The organism is Streptomyces sp. NPDC053431 (assembly GCF_044544925.1).
Classification (GTDB): domain Bacteria; phylum Actinomycetota; class Actinomycetes; order Streptomycetales; family Streptomycetaceae; genus Streptomyces.
Genome location: NZ_JBITXX010000001.1, coordinates 78,958 through 97,431 on the forward strand (window position 1 = coordinate 78,958; position 18,474 = coordinate 97,431).

The following is an 18,474-nucleotide window of genomic DNA, read 5'->3' on the forward strand; positions in this document are numbered from 1 at the left end:
ATGACCACCAGCGCCTCCCTCCGCACGCGCACGGAGGAACCCCCAGGACCCGCCGGCCGCCCCCGATCCGCCGGGCCCCGGGCCCGGCGGGCCGCCGCCCGCCGCCGCTCCGGCTCCCCCTGGACCCCCTGGCTCTACCTGCTCCCCGCCCTCGCCGTCCTCGGCGGGCTCCTCGTCTACCCCGTCTACCAACTCGGCCTGATCTCCTTCCTGGAGTACGACCAGGCCCAGGTCAGCGGTGGGGAGCCGACCTCCTTCCAGGGCTTCGGCAACTACACCGCGCTCTTCGCCGACCCCCAGTTCCGGCAGGTCCTCCTCGCCACCGTCCTCTTCGCCGCCGCCTGCGTGCTCGCCACCCTCGCCGTCGGCTGCGCCCTCGCCGTCCTCCTCACCCGCGTCCGCGCCCTGCCCCGGCTCGCCCTCCTGCTCGCCGCGCTCGGCGCCTGGGCCACCCCCGCCGTCACCGGCTCCACCGTCTGGGTCTTCCTCTTCGACCCCGACCACGGGCCCGTCAACCGGGTCCTCGGCCTCGGCGACTTCTCCTGGACCTACGGGCGCTACAGCGCCTTCGCCCTGGTCCTGGCGGAAGTCGTCTGGTGCTCCTTCCCCTTCGTGACGGTCACCGTCCACGCCGCCCTCGAGGCCGTCCCGGCCGAGGTCCTGGAGGCCGCCGCCCTCGACGGCGCCTCCACATGGCGCACCTGGCGCTCCGTCACGGCCCCCATGCTTCGGCCGGTCCTCGCCGTCGTCACGATCCAGTCGGTCATCTGGGACTTCAAGGTCTTCACCCAGATCTACGTGATGACCGGAGGCGGCGGCATCGCCGGCCAGAACCTGGTCCTCAACGTGTACGCGTACCAGAAGGCGTTCGCCTCGTCCCAGTACGGCCTCGGCTCCGCCATCGGCGTCGTCATGCTGCTGATCCTGCTGGCGGTGACCCTGGTCCACCTCCGGCTGCTGCGCCGCCAGGGAGGAGAACTGTGAGAGCCCCCGGACTCCCGATCCGCCGTCCCGGGCGCCTCGCCGCCGAGGCCGCCGCCCTCCTCGTCGCCGCCGCCGTCGCGTTCCCGCTCTACTGGATGGTCCTCTCCGCCCTCAAACCGGCCGGCGAGATCCAGTCGACCCGACCCCGGCCGTGGACCCTGTCCCCGTCCCTCGACTCCTTCCGGCGCGTCTTCGAACAGCAGGATTTCGGCCGTTACTTCCTCAACTCGCTCGTCGTGGCGGTCGCGGTCGTGCTCGCCTCCGCCGTCATCGCCTTCCTCGCGGCGACCGCCGTGACCCGCTTCCGCTTCCGGCTCCGGACCACCCTGCTCGTGATGTTCCTGGTCGCGCAGATGGTCCCCGTCGAGGCCCTGACCATCCCGCTGTTCTTCCTCATGCGGGACCTCGGCCAGCTCAACACCCTCGGCGCGCTGATCCTGCCGCACATCGCCTTCTCGCTGCCGTTCGCGATCTGGATGCTGCGCGGCTTCGTCAAGGCGGTGCCGGAGGCGCTGGCGGAACAGGCCGCGATCGACGGCGCGAGCCCCACCCGCTTCCTGTGGCAGATCCTCTTCCCGCTGGTCCTGCCCGGCCTCGTCGCGACGAGCGTCTTCTCCTTCATCTCGACCTGGAACGACTTCCTCTTCGCCAAGTCCTTCCTCGTCAGCGACACCTCGCAGTCGACCCTGCCGATGGCGCTGCTCGTCTTCTTCAAGCCCGACGAGAACGACTGGGGAGGAATCATGGCCGGGTCGACCGTGATGACGATCCCGGTGCTCGTCCTCTTCGTACTCGTACAGCGCCGCCTGGTCTCCGGACTGGGCGGGGCGGTGAAGGACTGACGCGATGACCCGAGAGAACTCCGGACACGACCTGATCCCGGCGCCCGAACACGTCGAGGGGCCGTACCGCGACGGCTTCGCCCCGGACCGCGAGACCACCCTGAGCGCCGCCCCCGGCACCGAGACCACCGAACGCTGGCTGCGCGCGGTGCTCGGCGCCGCCTTCGGCCTTCCGCTGCGGCCGGCGGCCGTCGAGGGCGGGCCGAACGCCGTCACCCTGCGCCTCGACGACACCCTGGCGCCCGAGGCGTACCGGCTCAGGGTGGCCTCGACCCTCGGCGTCGAGATCACCGGCGGCGGCCCCGCCGGAGTCTTCTGGGGCGCCCAGACGCTCCGTCAGCTCCTCGGTCCCGCCGCGTTCCGCAAGGCACCCGTCGGCGGCCCGGCCCCCCGCATCCCGGACCAGACCGTCACCGACTCACCCCGCTTCCCCTGGCGCGGCCTCATGCTCGACGTCGCCCGCCACTTCATGCCCAAGGACGACGTCCTGCGGCAGCTCGACCTGATGGCCGCGCACAAGCTCAACGTGCTCCACCTGCACCTCACCGACGACCAGGGCTGGCGCGTCGAGATCAGGCGCAGCCCACGGCTCACCGAGGTCGGCGCCTGGCGGGCGCGGACCAAGTGGGGGCACCGGGCCTCGCCGCTGTGGAACGAGACGCCGCACGGCGGCTTCTACACCCAGGACGACATCCGCGAGATCGTCGCCTACGCCGCCGACCGGCATGTCTCGGTCGTGCCCGAGATCGACATCCCCGGCCACTCGCAGGCCGCCGTCGCCGCGTACCCCGAACTGGGCAACACCGACGTCGTCGACACCACCGCCCTCTCCGTCTGGGACACCTGGGGGGTCAGTCCGAACGTGCTCGCCCCCACCGACGACGTCCTCCGCTTCTACGAGGGCGTCCTCGAGGAGGTGCTCGACCTCTTCCCGGCCACGACCTCGCCCTTCGTGCACATCGGCGGCGACGAGTGCCCCAAGGACCAGTGGAAGGCCTCGGCGACCGCCCAGGCCCGGATCGAGGAACTCGGCGTCGGCGACGAGGACGGGCTGCAGTCCTGGTTCGTCCGGCACTTCGACCGCTGGCTCGCCGACCGCGGGCGGCGGCTCATCGGCTGGGACGAGATCCTGGAGGGCGGACTCGCCGACGGCGCCGCCGTGTCGTCCTGGCGCGGCTACGCGGGCGGTGTCACCGCCGCCGAGGCCGGCCACGACGTGGTGATGTGCCCCGAGCAGCAGGTGTACCTGGACCACCGGCAGGCCCCGGGCGAGGACGAACCCATGCCCATCGGCTACGTACGGACCCTGGCCGACGTGTACCGCTTCGAGCCCGTGCCGCCGGGACTCGCGCCCGAGGCCGCCGCCCACATCCTGGGAACCCAGGCCAACGTCTGGACGGAGGTGATGGAGAACCGCGCCCGCGTCGACTACCAGACCTACCCGCGGCTGGCCGCCTTCGCCGAGGTCGCCTGGTCCCGGCTGCCCGCTCCGGAGGCGCGCGATCTCGCCGGCTTCGAGCGCCGCATGACCGCCCACTACCGGCGCCTCGACGCCCTCGGCGTGGAGTACCGCCCGCCCGGCGGCCCGCGCCCCTGGCAGCGCCGTCCGGGCGTCCAGGGCCGTCCCCTCGAGGGGGCACCCCCGAACGTGTGAGACGCCCGGCCGTCCCCGGTGTGAGGCAGCTATCCCCTCGGCCTCACCCAAGAGTGGCGAAAAGGAAGTTACCGTCGCTCGTGGGATGTCACGTCACGTCCTGGACGGAACCGTCCTTCGCGGACCCTCGCGACGTACGGCTCGGAACATGTGCCAGAGTTGCCACGTCCAGGCAGTGAGCACGTACGGTACGCCCACACAGGCGTGACAGCCGGGGACGGTCGGGGATCACCGGGACACCGGGAAGGGGCAGCGGGTTGACCACGCACGCACCACAGACGGCATCACGGACGGCGCGGTCCGTGACGCTGCCCACCTCGCTCGACGAGGCCGTGGCGGCGCTGACGGCCATGCCGGCCGCCGTTCCCGTGGCCGGCGGCACCGACCTGATGGCCGCCGTCAACCGCGGGCAGCTCCGCCCCGCCGGTCTGGTCGGCCTGAGCCGGATCAACGAGATCCGCGGCTGGCAGTACCAGGACGGCCACGCCCTGCTCGGCGCGGGCCTCACCCACGCCCGGATGGGCCGTCCCGACTTCGCGGCCCTCATCCCCGCCCTGGCCGCCGCCTCGCGCGTCGCGGGCCCGCCGCAGATCCGCAACGCCGGCACGCTCGGCGGCAACATCGTCTCCTCCGCGCCCACCGGCGACTCGCTGCCGGTGCTCGCCGCCCTGGAGGCCGAGCTGGTCGTCGTCGGCCCGCTCGGCACCCGCGAGCTGCCGGTCAGCCACCTGCTGGCCGGGCGGGACCTGCTGGCCCCGGGCGAGCTGGTCGCCTTCGTCCGCGTGCCCCTGCTGCACGCCCCGCAGGTCTTCCTCAAGGCCACCGGCCGCACCGGCCCGGCCCGCGCCTCCGCCTCGGTCGCCGTCGTCCTCGACCCGGCCCGCCGCGGCGTGCGCTGCGCGGTCGGGGCGATCGCGCCGATGCCGCTGCGGCCGCTGGAGGCCGAGCAGTGGATCGCCTCGCTGGTGGACTGGGACGGGGAGCGGGGCCTGGCCCCGGAGGCGCTCACGGCGTTCGGCGAGTACGTCGCCGCCGCGTGCATTCCGGACCCGCAGGGCGACGAGCAGTTGCCCCCGGCCGTACTGCACCTGCGGCGCACGGTCGCCGCGCTGGCCCGACGGGCACTGGGGAGGGCGCTGTCGTGAGCGACGCACACAGGAGTCAGGCGGGCGGCGGCTGGGAGCCGATCCCGCAGAGCGAGGGCTACGACGGCGACGCGACCGCGTTCGTGCAGCTGCCGCCGGAGTTCATGCTGGAGGGCACGCCACTGGAGGCCCCGGGCCACGGCTACGTGCCGCCGATGATCGTCCCGCTGACGCCGCTGAACCCGCCGCCGGAGTCGGCGGACCCGTCGGGCGCGGAGGCTTCGGGCGTGGATCCGTCGGGCGTGGACCCGGCGGGCGGGTCGCCGTCGGGCGTGTCCTCGGGCGTGCACCCCTCGGCCGGGGGTGTGTGGCCGGTGGCGGGCGAGCCCGCCCAGGGGGCGCGCGCGCACGAGTTCCCGGCGCACGAGTTCCCCGCCCACGACTTCCCGGTCCATGACTTCCCGGCCCATGAGGGCCCGGCTCACGAGGCGTCCGGTCACGGGGCCTCCGGTCACGGGGCCTCCGGTCACGGGGTCTCCGGTCATGGGGCCTCGGGTCATGGGGCCTCGGGTCACGGGGCCTTCGCCCACGACGCCTCCGCCCACGGGGCCTCCGGTCACGGGGTCTCCGGTCACGGGGTCTCCGGTCACGACGTCTCGGCGCACGAGGCGTCCGGTCACGGTGCCTCCGCGCAGGAGCAGACGGGGCAGTGGACCATCCCGACCGTCGAGGGCGACGCCGAGGCCCTGGAGGACTCGGGCGAGTACACGGCCTCGCGGCTCGCGCAGTACGCCGGCAGCGCGCCCGCGACGCTGCCGGGCGGCGCCCCGGCGCCGTGGGCGGTACCGGAGCCGGGGCCCGAGCCCGAGCCCGTACACGAGGCGGAGCCCGAGGCGGCGGCCGTCGCACCGGAGCGGGAGCCGGAGCCGGAGCTCGCACCCGAGCCGGAGCACGAGCCGGAGCCCTTCGCGGCCGACCTGGCCGACCCGGCCCCCGCCGACTTCGGCCCTGCCGACCAGGCAGCCCATGCGGACCTGGCCGCCCCGGTCGACCTCGCCCCGGCCGACCCGGCTACCGCCGCCCCCGCCGCCCCCGTCGACATGTCGACCGACAGCGACGAGCACCCCCACACCTCGTACACGCTCCGCGTGAACGGGGCCGACCGGCCCGTCACCGACTCCTGGATCGGCGAGTCGCTGCTCTACGTCCTGCGGGAGCGGCTCGGCCTCGCCGGGGCCAAGGACGGCTGCTCGCAGGGCGAGTGCGGGGCGTGCAACGTGCAGGTCGACGGCCGGCTCGTGGCCTCCTGCCTGGTGCCGGCGGCCACGGCCGCCGGGTGCGAGGTGCGGACCGTCGAGGGCCTGGCCGTGAACGGCGAGCCGTCCGACGTGCAGCGGGCGCTGGCCAAGTGCGGCGTGCAGTGCGGCTTCTGCATCCCGGGCATGGCCATGACCGTGCACGACCTCCTGGAGGGCAACCACGCTCCGACCGAGCTGGAGACCCGCCAGGCGCTGTGCGGCAACCTGTGCCGCTGCTCCGGCTACCGGGGCGTGCTCGACGCCGTGAAGGAGGTCGTCGCCGGGCGCGAGGCCGAGGCCGGCGACGAGCCCCGTATCCCGCACCAGATCCCCCACCCGTTCGACGGAGGCACGGCGTGACCAGCGACACGACGACCACGGAATCGGCGGACCTCGGTCCCGGCGCCGGTACCGGCCTCGGTCTCGGCGTCTCGCTGCCGCAGGCCGACGCGCGGGCGAAGACCGAGGGCACCTTCCCGTACGCCTCCGACCTGTGGGCCGAGGGCCTGCTGTGGGCGGCGATCCTGCGCTCCCCGCACCCGCACGCCCGGATCGTGTCGATCGACACGACGGCCGCGGCGGAGATGCCGGGGGTGCGGGCCGTGGTGACCCACGCCGACCTGCCCGGCGCCGCCACGTACGGCCGCCAGGTCGCCGACCGCCCCGTCTTCGCCTCCGACCTCGTGCGCCACCACGGCGAGGCCATCGCCGCCGTCGCCGCCGACCACCCGGACACGGCGCGGCTCGCGGCCGCCGCCATCGCGGTCGAGTACGAGGTCCTCGAACCGGTCACCGACCCCGAGCAGGCCTTCGCCGCGGAGCCGCTGCACCCCGACGGCAACCTGATCCGGCACATCCCGCTGAGCTTCGGCGACCCCGAGGTCACCGGCGAGGTCGTCGTCGAGGGCCTCTACCGGGTGGGCCGCCAGGACACCGCCCCGGTCGGCGCGGAGGCCGCGCTGGCCGTGCCGCGCCCCGACGGCGGCGTGGAGATCTACACCGCGTCGACCGACCCGCACACCGACCGCGACCTCGCCGCCGCCTGCTTCGGCCTGCCGCCCGAGCAGGTCAAGGTGGTCGTGACCGGCGTCCCCGGCGCGACCGGCGACCGGGAGGACCCGGGCTTCCAGATCCCGCTGGGCCTGCTCGCGCTGCGTACCGGCTGCCCGGTCAAGCTCACCGCCACCCGCGAGGAGTCCTTCCTCGGTCACGCCCACCGCCACCCCACCCTGCTGCGCTACCGGCACCACGCGGACGCCGAGGGCCGGCTGGTGAAGGTGGAGGCGCAGATCCTGCTGGACGCGGGCGCGTACGCCGACTCCTCGGCCGAGTCGCTCGCCGCGGCGGTGTCCTTCGCCTGCGGCCCGTACGTCGTCCCCCACGCCTTCGTCGAGGGCTGGGCGGTCCGGACCAACAACCCGCCGTCCGGACACGTCCGCGGCGAGGGCGCCATGCAGGTGTGCGCGGCGTACGAGGCGCAGATGGACAAGCTCGCCGGCAAGCTGGGCCTGGACCCGGCGGAACTGCGGATGCGCAACGTGCTCGCCACGGGCGACATCCTGCCGACCGGCCAGACCGTGACGTGCCCGGCGCCGGTCGCCGAACTCCTCGCCGCCGTACGGGACTTCCCGCTGCCGCCGCTGCCCATGGACTCCCCGGAGGAGGACTGGCTGCTGCCCGGCGGCCCGGACGGCGCGGGCGAGCCCGGCGCGGTGCGGCGGGGCGTCGGCTACGCGCTGGGCATGGTGCACATGCTGGGCGCCGAGGGCACCGACGAGGTCTCGACGGCGACGGTCCGGGTGCAGGACGGGGTGGCCACGGTGATCTGCGCGGCCGTCGACACCGGCTCCGGCTTCGCGACCCTGGCCCGCCAGATCGTCCAGGAGACGCTCGGCGTCGACGAGGTCCACGTGGCCCCGGTCGACACCGACCAGCCTCCGGCCGGACCCGCGACGCACGGCCGGCACACCTGGGTCTCGGGCGGTGCGGTCGAGCGGGCGGCGAAGATGGTCCGCACGCAGCTGCTGCAGCCGCTGGCCCACAAGTTCGGCATGTCGACCGAGCTCCTCCAGATCACCGACGGCAAGATCACCTCGTACGACGGCGTCCTGTCCACCACCGTCATGGAGGCCATGGAGGGCAAGGAGCTCTGGGCCACCGCCCAGTGCCGCCCGCACCCCACCGAGCCCCTCGACGACTCCGGCCAGGGCGACGCCTTCGTCGGCCTCGCCTTCTGCGCGATCCGCGCCGTGGTGGACGTCGACGTGGAGCTGGGCGCCGTACGGGTCGTCGAGATGGCCGTCGCCCAGGACGTCGGCCGCATCCTCAACCCCGCCCAGCTCGCCACCCGCATCGAGGCGGGCGTCACCCAGGGCGTCGGCGCCGCCCTCACCGAGAACCTGCGCACCTCCCGCGGCCTGGTCCGCCACCCGGACCTGACCGGCTACGCCCTCCCGACCTCCCTGGACGCCCCCGACATCCGCATCGTGAAGCTAGTCGAGGAACGCGACGTCGTCGCCCCGTTCGGCGCCAAGCCCGCCAGCGCCGTCCCCGTCGTCACCTCCCCGGCCGCGGTGGCCTCCGCGGTCCGCGCGGCCACCGGCCGCCCCGTCAACCGCCTGCCGATCCGCCCGCAGGCGGCGGTGGTGGTGAACTGAGAAGAGCGGGGCGGGCCCCGCTGAAGACTCCGGCTCCCGAGGCCAAGTCGTAATCCGGACAAGGGTGTTGGGCCTGCAACCGGATGCTGTGCGCTGTCCGTCGTCTTGACTAGAGTGATTCACGGACTACGGCTCGACTCGTCGGTTCACGGGGGAGGAGCACCAGGCGTGGAAGCTTATGTGGACGGTGCGGGGGGCGCCTACGCCATGCGTGGCATGAGCAGGGAGGCGCTCCTCTACAACTCCGAGTCCATGATGGAGTTCAAGAAGGGCCTCGACGAGATGATCGTCGACCTCCTGGCCTCTCCGGCCGCTCCGAAGAACATGGGTTCCGATCCGGTGGCGCGCAGCCAGTTCGGCGGGGGCGGCGCCGCGTGGATCGAGGCGAACGAGATCTTCTCGTCGTACAAGGACGTGCTCGCGGAGCTGACGCGCCTCTCCGGAATCCTGTCCGACTGCCTCGAGGGCATGGGCATCGCCGTCGGCATCTCCAAGGACGGCATGGAGCAGACCGACGACGACATCCGGAGCAGGATGCTGGCCATCAGCCAGCGGGTCACGAACGCCAAGACCCAAGCCGACCAGAAGGCCGGCTACGACACGACCCCCTCCGGCAAGCCCGAGGGGACGGACACCACGGTGCCGCAGCCGCCCCCGGCGTCCACCGGCGGGCCACGGCCCACGGAGACGGCCGGCGGCGACGCGGACCTCGGCTAGCCGGCGCAGGGACTCGGGGACACGGGGAAGGGGCGACTCTCGATGGAGCAGAACGACAACAGCGGGGGCGGCAGCGGAACCGACTTCCGCTCCATGCCGCACCAGCAGATGATCGACTGGCTGGACCAGGCCAGCAGTTTCTACGTGCGCGACGCGAGCGACCGCCTGAAGCGGGCCGCGAAGAAGATGCGGGAGATCGCGGACGAACTGAAGAAGCGTCCCGGTGGTGTGCATTGGGAGGGCGAGGCCGAGAAGGCCTTCATGGAGTGGACCACCAGCCTGGCCAGCACCACCCACAGCCTCGCCGACTACAGCATCCACTCGTCGAACTGGCTGACCGAGGCCGCCGACGCGATCGCCACCGCCCAGAGCGCCATCCCGCGCTACACCTCCGTGGCCCAGGCCAAGGAGAACCTGGAGGCGGCGCAGAAGTACCACAACGACCCGGACTCCCAGACGATCGCGCGCAACGCTCGGGCCCAGATGGCGCCGGAGGGCGCCGACGCGAACGCGATCAAGGCGCAGGAGGAGACCAACAGACAGGCCGCAGCAGCCGAGATGGAGCGGCTCTCGGGCACGTACCAGTGGTCGAGCCTGCAGATGAAGAGCTTCCAGATGCCGTCGTTCCAGCCGCCGCCGGGGGAGTTCGTTCCGCAGGGCACGGACCAGAGGGACAGCACCACATACATCGGCTCCACAACACGGAGCGAAAACCGCGCGACCGATACGGACACGAGCACGACGACTACGCGCACCCAGCGTGACACCCGCTCGCTGCCCGACACCCAGGTGGTGCCGCCGTCGCGCGACATCACCGGACCCACACAGGTGATCCGGCCCGAGCTGCCCGTCGATCTGGGCATCGACAGCGTGAACACGCTGCCGCCGCCCACGACCGGCACGCCGCCGACCACGGGCGGGCAGCCGCCGCTTCCCAGGCCGGACACGAGCCTGACACCGCCGTTCACCGTCCCTCCGGGGCCGATCCCCGGGCCGCCCCCGCTGGCCAAGCCCGGACCGGGGACGCTTCCTCCGCTCAACGGCACTCGCATGCCGGTCGGTCCGGGAGGCAGGACCGGCTGGGGGCCCACCGGCCAGCTTCCGGCGATGCCCCGCGAGGGCATCAGCGGTGGGCGTCAGGTACCCGGCAATCCGGTCGGCCGGTCCACCACCGGAATCCCGCGCAGCACGGTGATCGGGCAGGAGCCCACGGGCCGCACCGGCAACGGCCTCGGCCGCGGCCCCGTGGGCGGCGCCGGCATGGGGCACCCGGCAGGCGGAACGGGCGGTGGGCACAGCGGCATCACTGGTGGCCGGCGTCTCGCCTCCGAACCGGGCGGAGTCGTCGGCGGCCGCGCGCAGCGGCCCGGTGCGTCCGGGCGCCCGTTCACGCCTGGCGGTTCGGGACTCGTACGCGACGGTGCGCAGGGCAGCGGACCGGTGGGCCGCGGCAGCTCCGTACCCGCTGCGGAGCGGCGCGAGGAGGAGCGGAGCGAGCGTCCCGACTACCTTGTCGAGGACGAAGAGACCTGGCAGCAGGGCGGGCGCCGAGTGGCGCCGCCCGTCATCGACTGATCGGCGCGAGGGAGCAGATGCGTACCAGCGGTATTCGACGGAGCCGGGTCCGGACCATCGCCTCGGCCGGCTTGGGCGTGCTGCTGGTGGGCATCGCTTCCGTTCCCGCGCACGCCGAATCGATCCGGGCCCAGCAGTGGTACCTGGACACCATGCACGCCGAAGAGATCTGGCAGATCAGCAAGGGCGACGGTGTGACCGTCGCCGTGATCGACTCAGGCGTGGAGAAGGACAACCCCGACCTGGTCGGCCGCGTGCTCGACGGAAAGGACTTCGCGCCCGACCAGCCCGGGGACGAGTTCACCGACTACACCGGGCACGGCACCGGCATGGCCGGCCTCATCGCCGGGACCGGCGCACGTGACGGCGGAAACGGAGCCTTCGGACTGGCGCCCAAGGCCAAGATCCTTCCCGTGCGGGTGCCGGGCATCGAGGCGGGCCAGGGAAGCATGAAGGACAGCGACGACGAGTTCAACCGAGTGGTCCCTCCGGCAATCCGCTATGCCGCGGACGCAGGGGCCAAGGTCATCAACATCTCCTTGGGGGCCGGCGCCGGCTCCCAAGGCCTCACCGACGCCGTGAAGTACGCCCTCGACAAGGGAGCCCTCGTCTTCGCCTCGGTCGGCAACAGCGCCGACAAGGGCAACGCGGTCGAGTACCCCGGCGCGACCCCCGGCGTCGTCGGCGTCGGCGCCATCGACCAGAAGCTGACCCGGGTCAAGAACTCCCAGTACGGCCCCCAGGTGGACCTCGTGGCCCCCGGCAAGGACACCGTGCACGCCTGCGGCGGCGGTACCGGCCTGTGCAAGTCGACCGGCACCAGTGACGCCACCGCCCTCGCCTCCGCCGCCGCGGCGCTCATCTGGGCCGAACACCCCGACTGGACCAACAACCAGGTCCTCAAGGTCATGCTCAACACCGTTGCGGCGCCCGACGACGGCGGCGGACGCAACGACTTCATCGGATACGGCGCCATCCGTCCCCTCCGGGCCCTGAAGACTCCGGGCGATCCCGGCCTCGCCGACGTGCGGCCCATCCAGGACCTGCCGGCGGCGCAGACCCCGTCGCCCTCCACCGCACCCGTCGCCACGAGCTCCACCCCTGCGCCCGCCCCGCAGGCGGACGAGGCCGCGGGTGGGAGCCGGACCGGCCTCTGGATCGGCCTCGGCGTCGGGGCGGCCGTGCTGCTCGGGGCGGCCGTCGCCGTGCCCGTGCTGCGCTCGCGGCGGCGTTGAGCCGTTCCTAGGCACGTCGATCCGTTTCGAGGCACGCCGAGCGGCGAAGGGCCCGGGTCCTCCTCAGCTCCCGAACACGGGCATCGCCATCACCCGCCCGGCGCGGGCGGCGAAGACGCGGTTGCCGCCGCTCGCGAGCTGGTACGCGCCGGTGCGTTTCATCGTGACGGTGAAGTAGAAGCGGTGCGTCTTCCTGTCGATGACCCGCAGATGGCTGTCGTCGGGCGCCGCGAGCCACACCGTCGTCCCCTCGACGGCCGGGGCGGTGAGGTTGCCACCGAGTTCGTCGAGGATCTCGTACCAGTCCGTGAGGGACGAGTCGGTGATGGTGCTCGTGCTGTAGCGGTAGGCGTTGTAGCCGTTGACGGCGTACACGGCGCCCTCTTTGGCGGTGGGGTTGCCCCAGCCCTGGGCCAGGGTGTTGCTGCTGCGGGCCTCCTCGCTCCAGATGACGAAGCCGTTCTCGAGTTTGCAGGCCGTCAGATGGCCGCCGGAAAGGTAGACCATGGCGCCGTCGACGGCCGGGGCGGCCCCGTTGGTCCCCTGGTCCTGGGCCTTCCAGGCGGTCTTGCCCGTGCGGGTGTCGACGGCGACGACGTGGCCGTCGAGCCCGTTCACGACGAGCCGGTTCTTGCCGACGGCGGCGGTGGCGGGGCTGCCGGCGGTGCTGGGGGAGGCCAGGGGGACGGTCCAGGTGGTGGCGAGGGACCAGGCGTCGACGGCGCGCAGTTCGTTCTCCCGGGTCACCAGGTAGACCTGCCGGGCGTCCGCGGCGAGCAGATGGGCGGCCGAGGCGTCCGTCCGCCAGACGGGCCGGCCCGTCGAGGCGACGAAGGCGTGCAGCACGCCGTCCTTGTCGAGGCCGACGACCAGGCGGTCCGCGACCGACACGTAACCGGCCCGCGCGTCCATGTCGGCGGCCTGCCAGCGCTGCTTGCCGTCCGCGACGGCGAGGGCGAGCAGACCGCCCGCCTTGGCATGGACGATCAGCACGTCACGGACCGGGAGCGGGGTGCGGCCGTCGGGTGCCGTCACGTCGAGCGGGCCCCAGAGCGGCTTCGGGGGCTCACCCGCCTTGGTGTCGATGAGGGAGATGTAGGCCGCGGTCGGGACCGCCGCGGCGGCGGGTACCTCGGCGGCGTAGTTCGTGGGCTTGTCCCCGCCCCTGGTCAGCCACCAGGCACCGGTGCCGGCACCGGCCACGAGGACACCCGCGCCGGCGGCGAGGAGGCGCCGCCGGGACGTCGCCCGGGGCGCCGCGGAGCTCGGGACGGTGGCGCCGTGCGCCGCGTCCAGGTCCTTGACCGCCGCCTCGCGTCGCCCGATGTCATCGGCGAGCGGGCCCCTGCGCCACGCGCGGTCGGCGCCCTTGGGCGCCGTGACGGCCGCGGTGATCCGGGCGGTGGAGGGGCGAAGCTCCGGGTCCTTCGACAGGCACGGACCGATGAGTTGCCACAGGGCAGGCGGGACCTGGCTCATGTCCGGGTTGCCGTGCACGACCTCGTACTGAACGGCCGCGACGTTCGGCGCGTCGAAGGCGCGTCGGCCGCTCGCGGCGTAGACGAGCACCGCGCCGAGCGAGAAGACGTCCGAGGCCGGACCGACCCGTCGGCCCAGGACCTGCTCGGGGGCCCCGTACCCCGGCGTCACCGGGATCTGGCCGGTGGTGGTCAGCGTCAGGCCGTGCTCGGGGCGGGCGATGCCGAAGTCGATGATTCGTGGACCGGACGAGGTCAGCACGATGTTCGCCGGCTTGAGGTCGCGGTGGACCAGGCCGGCCGCGTGGATGTCGTGGAGCGTACGGGAGAGGAAGTGCCCCAGGGCGCGGACCGTGGGCTCGTCCATCGGCCCGTACGCGCGCACGGCCTCCTCCAGCGTCGGTCCGGCCAGGAACTCGGCCGCGATCCAGGGCCGGCCGCCCTCCGTCTGCGCACTCAGGACCCGTGCCACGCCCTTGCTCGTGACGGCCCGGGCCATCTCGGCCTCGCGGACGAAGCGCTGGGCGAGCCCCACGTCGTGGGCGAGTTCGGGGCGGAGGACCTTCACGGCGGCGGGGCGGCCGGAGTTGTCCCGGCCGAAGTAGACCTTGCCCATGCCGCCCTCGCCGAGGACGCCGACGAGACGGTACGGGCCGAGACGGAGCGGATCGCCGGTGGCGAGGGGCTGCATGGTCACTGCGACGCTTTCTGGGGTCGACGGGCGGGCCGCCCGTCGGGCACGGGGGCACGGAAGGGAGGGGACGCGGGCTGGGTGCGGGCGAAGGACCCGACGGACTGGGCAGCGGGCGGACAACGGGGCCGGTACGCGAAGGCCCTACGCCAGGGGGAGTGCCACCGCGGTGGTCGCCCCGGCGCCGATGATCCGTTTTCCGCGCCGGTCCGCCACGTAGCGGGTGGCATCCGTCGGGAACACCCAGACCGAGCGTCGGGTGGTCAGGTCCACCGCGCTCAGGCCGCCCCGCACGGGAGCGTAGGCGTACTTCTCACCCACCACGGGGACGACGGCGAGGTTCGTTGTCAGCGTGCGGGCCGGCGGGGCCTCCGTCCAACGGCGGGCGCCCCTGTCCGCGCTGACCGCGACCAGACCGCGGTCGCCCTCCGTGGCGTACACCAGACCGCCGGCGACCACGGGCAGGCCGTAGAAGTACCGGTCCTCGCGGTGTTCCCAGGCCACCCCGCCGTCGGTGAGGCGCAGCGCACGCAGTCTGCTGCCGCCCAGGTAGACATGGGTGGAGTCGGTGGCCAGCTCCCCAGGAAGCGGCATCCGCTCTCCGCCGTCCTTCGGCATCGGGACGGTCCGCCGCCACAGCCGGGCCCCGGTGCGGGCGTGGCGTGCCTCGACGACGTAGGCGTCGGGGAACACCTTGCTGGTGACGGTGATCAGCCGGTCGGCCACGACCACCGCCAGCCGGATCCTGTCGGCGTCGTCGTCCGCGACGCGCCAGGCCTCCTTCCCCGTCCGCAGGTCGACGGCCAGCAGATGCCAGCCCTTCAGCTTCTGCTCCACGGAGTCGTCGCGACCGCCCCGCCGGGAGGCCGCGTACAGCATCCCGCCGGAGGCGGTGAGGAGCTTCGTGTACAGGGCACGTCCGTCGAAGCCCTTGATCTCGATGCGGCGGGCCGCCTCCTTGGGCTCCCGGGCCGCGTATGTCTCGATCTGCAGGACGCTCGGCCCCTCGACGCCGCCCTGGGAGACGTAGAAGCGCGTGCCGTCCGACGTCACCTGCCGGGGCTCCATCACCCAGTTGGTGTTCCAGAGCTCCTCGCCGGTCCGTACGTCCCTGACCCGGAACACGGCCGTCTCCACGAAACCGGCCACGTCACCGGCCGGCGCGGTGGCCAGGAACGGGGTGATGAGCTCATCGCGGTCCGAGGCATCCATGCGCCACAGCGGTGCCGGGGCACCGTCCGACGCGGTGGTCGCCGCCACGGGGGAGGACGGCGCTGCCGAAGGGCCGGAGGCCCCGGCTCCGGGCGCCTGGTCGTCGGACGACAGCCAGGTCCATGCACCGGCGGCCACGGCCGTCGAGGCCAGCACGGCGCCGCCGCCGCGCGTGAGCAGCCGGCGCCTGGAAAGGCCCGGGGCCCGGGTCGGTGCCGTCAGCGCGTACGGGTCGCCGGACGGGGCCGGGAGGCGGGGTGGGTGGGGGTGCCAGACGTCGGTGGCTCGGCGGGCGACGGCCGTGAGCACCGCCGGCGGGAGGTGGTCGGCGAACTCGCCGTGGCCGTCGTGGAGTTCGGCGATCAGGGTGTCCGTACTCGGCCTGGCCGCCGGGTCCTTCGCGAGGCAGGCCGTCAGGAGCGGGCGGAGCGACGGCGGGAGGGCGGACAGGGCCTCGGGATCGGGATCGGCGTAGCGGACCCGGTAGAGGAGATCCGCGGCCGCCCCCGTGCCGAAGGGCGGACGGCCGGTCGCCGCGAAGACCAGGACGCCGGCGAGCGCGAACACGTCGCCCGCCGGGGTGTGTTCCTGGCCGGAGGCCTGCTCCGGCGACATGTACGCGGGCGTGCCGGCCGCCGCGCCCGTCGTCGTGAGCCGCTCGTCGCCGGCGGCGCGGGCGATGCCGAAGTCGATGACCTTGGGGCCGTGGGCGGTCACGAGGATGTTGGAGGGCTTCAGGTCCCGGTGCACCACGTCCGAGGAGTGCAGCTGCCGCAGCGCCCCGGCCAGGGCGGCGCCCACGGCGCGGACCGTCGGCTCGGGGAGCGGCCCCGCGAGGGCGACCGCCTCGTCGAGCGGCGGACCGAGCACGTACTCGGTGGCCAGCCACGGGGTCTCCGCCAGCGGGTCCGCGTCGAAGACGGCCGCGCCGTGCTGGTCACCGATGATGCGGGCCGCGTCCGTCTCCAGCCGGAAGCGGGTACGGAACGCGGGGTCGGCCGCCAGCCGGGCGTGCAGCGTCTTCAGCGCGAGCGTACGGCCGCCCGGCGAGCGCGCCAGATAGACCGTGCCCATGCCGCCGGAACCGAGCCGGGCCAGCAGGCGGTACGCGGCGACGGCCGACGGGTCGTCGTGGGTGAGGGGGGAGAGCATGGGTCAGTCGGTTCCTCGGGTCCCGGTTCCATGTGTCAGGGGTCGTCAAGAGCCGTTCGGCACCGGCAGATCGGCCGCCAGGAGCGACGCCGACTGGTGGGCCAGCGCCGCCACCACCCGTGCGGGCAGCCAGCCCGGCGTCAGCAGCGAGGCCGCCGAGCCGAGCACCGTACCGTGCGGGGCCGGCGGGGCCAGCGCGGCCGGCAGCGCGGCGGCGGCCGGGCGCTGCGCCGGATCGCGGGTCAGACACGCGGTGATCGTGGCGCGCAGCGCGTCGGGGAGCTCGGAGCGCTCCGGCACGGTGTACCCGGTCGCCGCGTAGGCGAGCACGGCACCCAGGCCGTAGACGTCGTGCGGCGCGTCGGCGGGTGCCGCGGCGGGGCTTCCCGGGCCGGCCGGTGGCGCCGTCGGAGTCCCGGGCGCCATAGGAGCCGCCGTCGGGGTCCCCGGCCCGGCCGGTGCCGCCGTCTGAGTTCCCGGCGCCCTCGGTGCGGCCGCCGGAGTCCCCGGTGCGGCCGGTGCCGCGCCGGCCGTGCGCTCCGGCGCCTGGGCCTCCCGGTCCACCCGGTCCGTGGACCGCGCCGCCCCGAAGCAGGTCAGCAGCGGCCCGTCGGCCGTGAGCAGCACCGCGGCCGGGGCCACCCCGGCGTGGGTCACGCCCTGCGCGTGCAGCGCCGCGAGCGTCTCGGCGAGCGCCGCGCCGATCACCCGGACCGTTCCCTCGGGCAACGGTCCGCCGTGCACGGCGAGGGCGACGGGAAGGGGGAGGGCGGGCACGTAGGGGTGCGTGAACCAGGCGTCGTCCGTACCGCTGACGGCGTTCACCGGCAGCGTCCAGGGCGCTGTCAGGCGCTGGGCGACCTCGGCCTCGGCGCGGAAGAGGGCCGGGTCGCCGCCGGGGTGCGGGGCGCTGAACAGCACCGTACGGTCACCGTCCGCGGACCTGGCGACGAACCGGCGGTACGGGGCGACGGGAGTCCCGGCCGAGTTCGGCGGGTCGAGGCGCGTGACGAGACGGTACGGCCGTTCCATGTGCGAATCCCCCTGTAGTTCCCCTGCGCAGGGAGAGCCTACTCAGGGCGTGCGGGGGACAGGCGGGCGCGGTCGGGGCGGGCGACTTGGGGTGGTGGGCGCGGGGGCTCCGCTCGGGGGGTGCTGGGGGCACCCGGGGTGCCTGGGCGTGCTGGGGGTGTCCAGGGGTGCCTGGGCGTGCCGGGGGTGCCCGGGGGCGCTCTGCTGGTGATCGGGTGATCGTAGGACTTGACGGAAGCGGCTGCCCCGAAAGGGTGGCTCGTGCTCGCCGCCGCGGCCGGTGGCCGTTCAGGGGCGGCGCCGCGCCGAGGGAGCGGTGTTGACGCGGACTCCTGCGGGTGGCCCCGCCCATGAGTAACCTCTGGCGCTCCGGCAGCGAAGACGCGCTGGTTCGTGCGGGTGACCGTTGGGGGAGTCATGTCCTTCGAAGAGGAGTGGGCAGCGGAGCGGAGCGCCGCCGCGCACCGGGTGAGCACGAGGCTCAACCAGCTGTCTCCCGGCCCCGGGAGCGGTGGCGGTGGTGGCGGCATCGACCTCTGGGTGGAGCGGGATCACCTCGGCGCCATCGGGCACGCCGCCTTCCAGCTGCACGGCCGGCTCCTGAAGGACGGGAACCACGCGCGTACGGACACGTCGTCGGCGGCGACGGGCCTGTCTCGGAGCGGCTTCCGTACCGGATCGGCCATGGCGACCGTCCAGGAGACCTGGGCCTCCCAGCTCGGCACGCTCCTCTCCGCCTGCGCGCACATCTCCAACCACCTCGACTACAGCGTGGCCGCGCACGGCAAGGACGACGAGGAGATCAGAACGGCCCTCGCCGTGTCCAAGATCAGCGAGTACTTCAAGTAGGCGGGGGAGCCAC

13 protein-coding genes are annotated in these 18,474 nt (G+C 73.8%); 10 read left to right on the forward strand and 3 right to left on the reverse strand.

Translation table 11 applies throughout. The features are described 5' to 3' along the window. From ACIGXE_RS00285 to mycP, 9 genes are all read left to right on the forward strand, one after another. On the forward strand, positions 1–984 hold the full coding sequence (locus ACIGXE_RS00285) for a carbohydrate ABC transporter permease (RefSeq protein ID WP_399740687.1): 984 nt from the start codon (positions 1–3) through the stop codon (positions 982–984). Then, a complete protein-coding gene (locus tag ACIGXE_RS00290) occupies positions 981–1,826 on the forward strand; it encodes a carbohydrate ABC transporter permease (RefSeq protein WP_399740690.1) in 846 nt (281 codons plus the stop codon). Before ACIGXE_RS00285 ends, ACIGXE_RS00290 begins: the two co-directional genes overlap by 4 nt. A 4-nt stretch (positions 1,827–1,830) precedes the next feature. Further along, entirely contained in the window at positions 1,831–3,480 is a 1,650-nt protein-coding gene (locus tag ACIGXE_RS00295; RefSeq protein ID WP_399740692.1) for a beta-N-acetylhexosaminidase, read from the forward strand. A 257-nt stretch (positions 3,481–3,737) separates the two neighbouring features. After that, positions 3,738–4,625, forward strand: a complete 888-nt coding sequence (locus ACIGXE_RS00300) for an FAD binding domain-containing protein (RefSeq protein WP_399740695.1) — start codon at positions 3,738–3,740, stop codon at positions 4,623–4,625. Further along, a complete protein-coding gene (locus ACIGXE_RS00305; protein ID WP_399740697.1) occupies positions 4,622–6,223 on the forward strand; it encodes a (2Fe-2S)-binding protein in 1,602 nt (533 codons plus the stop codon). Before ACIGXE_RS00300 ends, ACIGXE_RS00305 begins: the two co-directional genes overlap by 4 nt. Next, entirely contained in the window at positions 6,220–8,520 is a 2,301-nt protein-coding gene (locus ACIGXE_RS00310; RefSeq protein WP_399740700.1) for a xanthine dehydrogenase family protein molybdopterin-binding subunit, read from the forward strand. Before ACIGXE_RS00305 ends, ACIGXE_RS00310 begins: the two co-directional genes overlap by 4 nt. Positions 8,521–8,688: 168 nt before the next feature. After that, positions 8,689–9,237, forward strand: coding sequence for a hypothetical protein (locus ACIGXE_RS00315; protein WP_399740703.1), 549 nt, complete (start codon positions 8,689–8,691; stop codon positions 9,235–9,237). A 42-nt stretch (positions 9,238–9,279) separates the two neighbouring features. Beyond that, positions 9,280–10,812, forward strand: a complete 1,533-nt coding sequence (locus ACIGXE_RS00320; protein WP_399740706.1) for a WXG100 family type VII secretion target — start codon at positions 9,280–9,282, stop codon at positions 10,810–10,812. A gap of 17 nt (positions 10,813–10,829) precedes the next feature. After that, positions 10,830–12,047, forward strand: a complete 1,218-nt coding sequence (mycP, locus tag ACIGXE_RS00325) for a type VII secretion-associated serine protease mycosin (protein ID WP_399740709.1) — start codon at positions 10,830–10,832, stop codon at positions 12,045–12,047. A 63-nt stretch (positions 12,048–12,110) separates the two neighbouring features. Here the strand turns inward: mycP and ACIGXE_RS00330 are convergent, their stop codons facing one another. From ACIGXE_RS00330 to ACIGXE_RS00340, 3 genes are all read right to left on the reverse strand, one after another. After that, complete coding sequence (locus tag ACIGXE_RS00330) at positions 12,111–14,216, reverse strand: serine/threonine-protein kinase (RefSeq protein ID WP_399743654.1); 2,106 nt, start codon at positions 14,214–14,216, stop codon at positions 12,111–12,113. A 144-nt stretch (positions 14,217–14,360) separates the two neighbouring features. Further along, the gene (locus ACIGXE_RS00335; protein ID WP_399740711.1) at positions 14,361–16,580 is read right to left on the reverse strand and encodes a protein kinase; all 2,220 of its coding nucleotides are present in this window, start codon (positions 16,578–16,580) and stop codon (positions 14,361–14,363) included. Positions 16,581–16,625: 45 nt separating this feature from the next. Further along, a complete protein-coding gene (locus ACIGXE_RS00340; protein ID WP_399740714.1) occupies positions 16,626–17,612 on the reverse strand; it encodes a serine/threonine protein kinase in 987 nt (328 codons plus the stop codon). A gap of 417 nt (positions 17,613–18,029) precedes the next feature. On the opposite strand from ACIGXE_RS00340, the gene ACIGXE_RS00345 reads away from it, so the two are divergent. Continuing rightward, positions 18,030–18,461 carry a hypothetical protein gene (locus ACIGXE_RS00345; protein ID WP_399740717.1) on the forward strand — a complete coding sequence of 144 codons (432 nt, stop codon included), beginning with the start codon at positions 18,030–18,032 and terminating at the stop codon, positions 18,459–18,461. The last annotated feature ends 13 nt before the right edge of the window (positions 18,462–18,474 follow it).

Excerpts from the sequence above, each read along its gene's own strand:
- ACIGXE_RS00285 (WP_399740687.1), top strand. The coding sequence starts at position 1 with ATGACCACCAGCGCCTCCCTCCGCACGCGCACGGAGGAACCCCCAGGA.
- ACIGXE_RS00295 (WP_399740692.1), top strand. The coding sequence starts at position 1,831 with ATGACCCGAGAGAACTCCGGACACGACCTGATCCCGGCGCCCGAACAC.
- ACIGXE_RS00320 (WP_399740706.1), top strand. The coding sequence starts at position 9,280 with ATGGAGCAGAACGACAACAGCGGGGGCGGCAGCGGAACCGACTTCCGC.
- mycP (WP_399740709.1), top strand. The coding sequence starts at position 10,830 with ATGCGTACCAGCGGTATTCGACGGAGCCGGGTCCGGACCATCGCCTCG.
- ACIGXE_RS00330 (WP_399743654.1), bottom strand. The coding sequence starts at position 14,216 with ATGCAGCCCCTCGCCACCGGCGATCCGCTCCGTCTCGGCCCGTACCGT.
- ACIGXE_RS00335 (WP_399740711.1), bottom strand. The coding sequence starts at position 16,580 with ATGCTCTCCCCCCTCACCCACGACGACCCGTCGGCCGTCGCCGCGTAC.
- ACIGXE_RS00340 (WP_399740714.1), bottom strand. The coding sequence starts at position 17,612 with ATGGAACGGCCGTACCGTCTCGTCACGCGCCTCGACCCGCCGAACTCG.
- ACIGXE_RS00345 (WP_399740717.1), top strand. The coding sequence starts at position 18,030 with ATGTCCTTCGAAGAGGAGTGGGCAGCGGAGCGGAGCGCCGCCGCGCAC.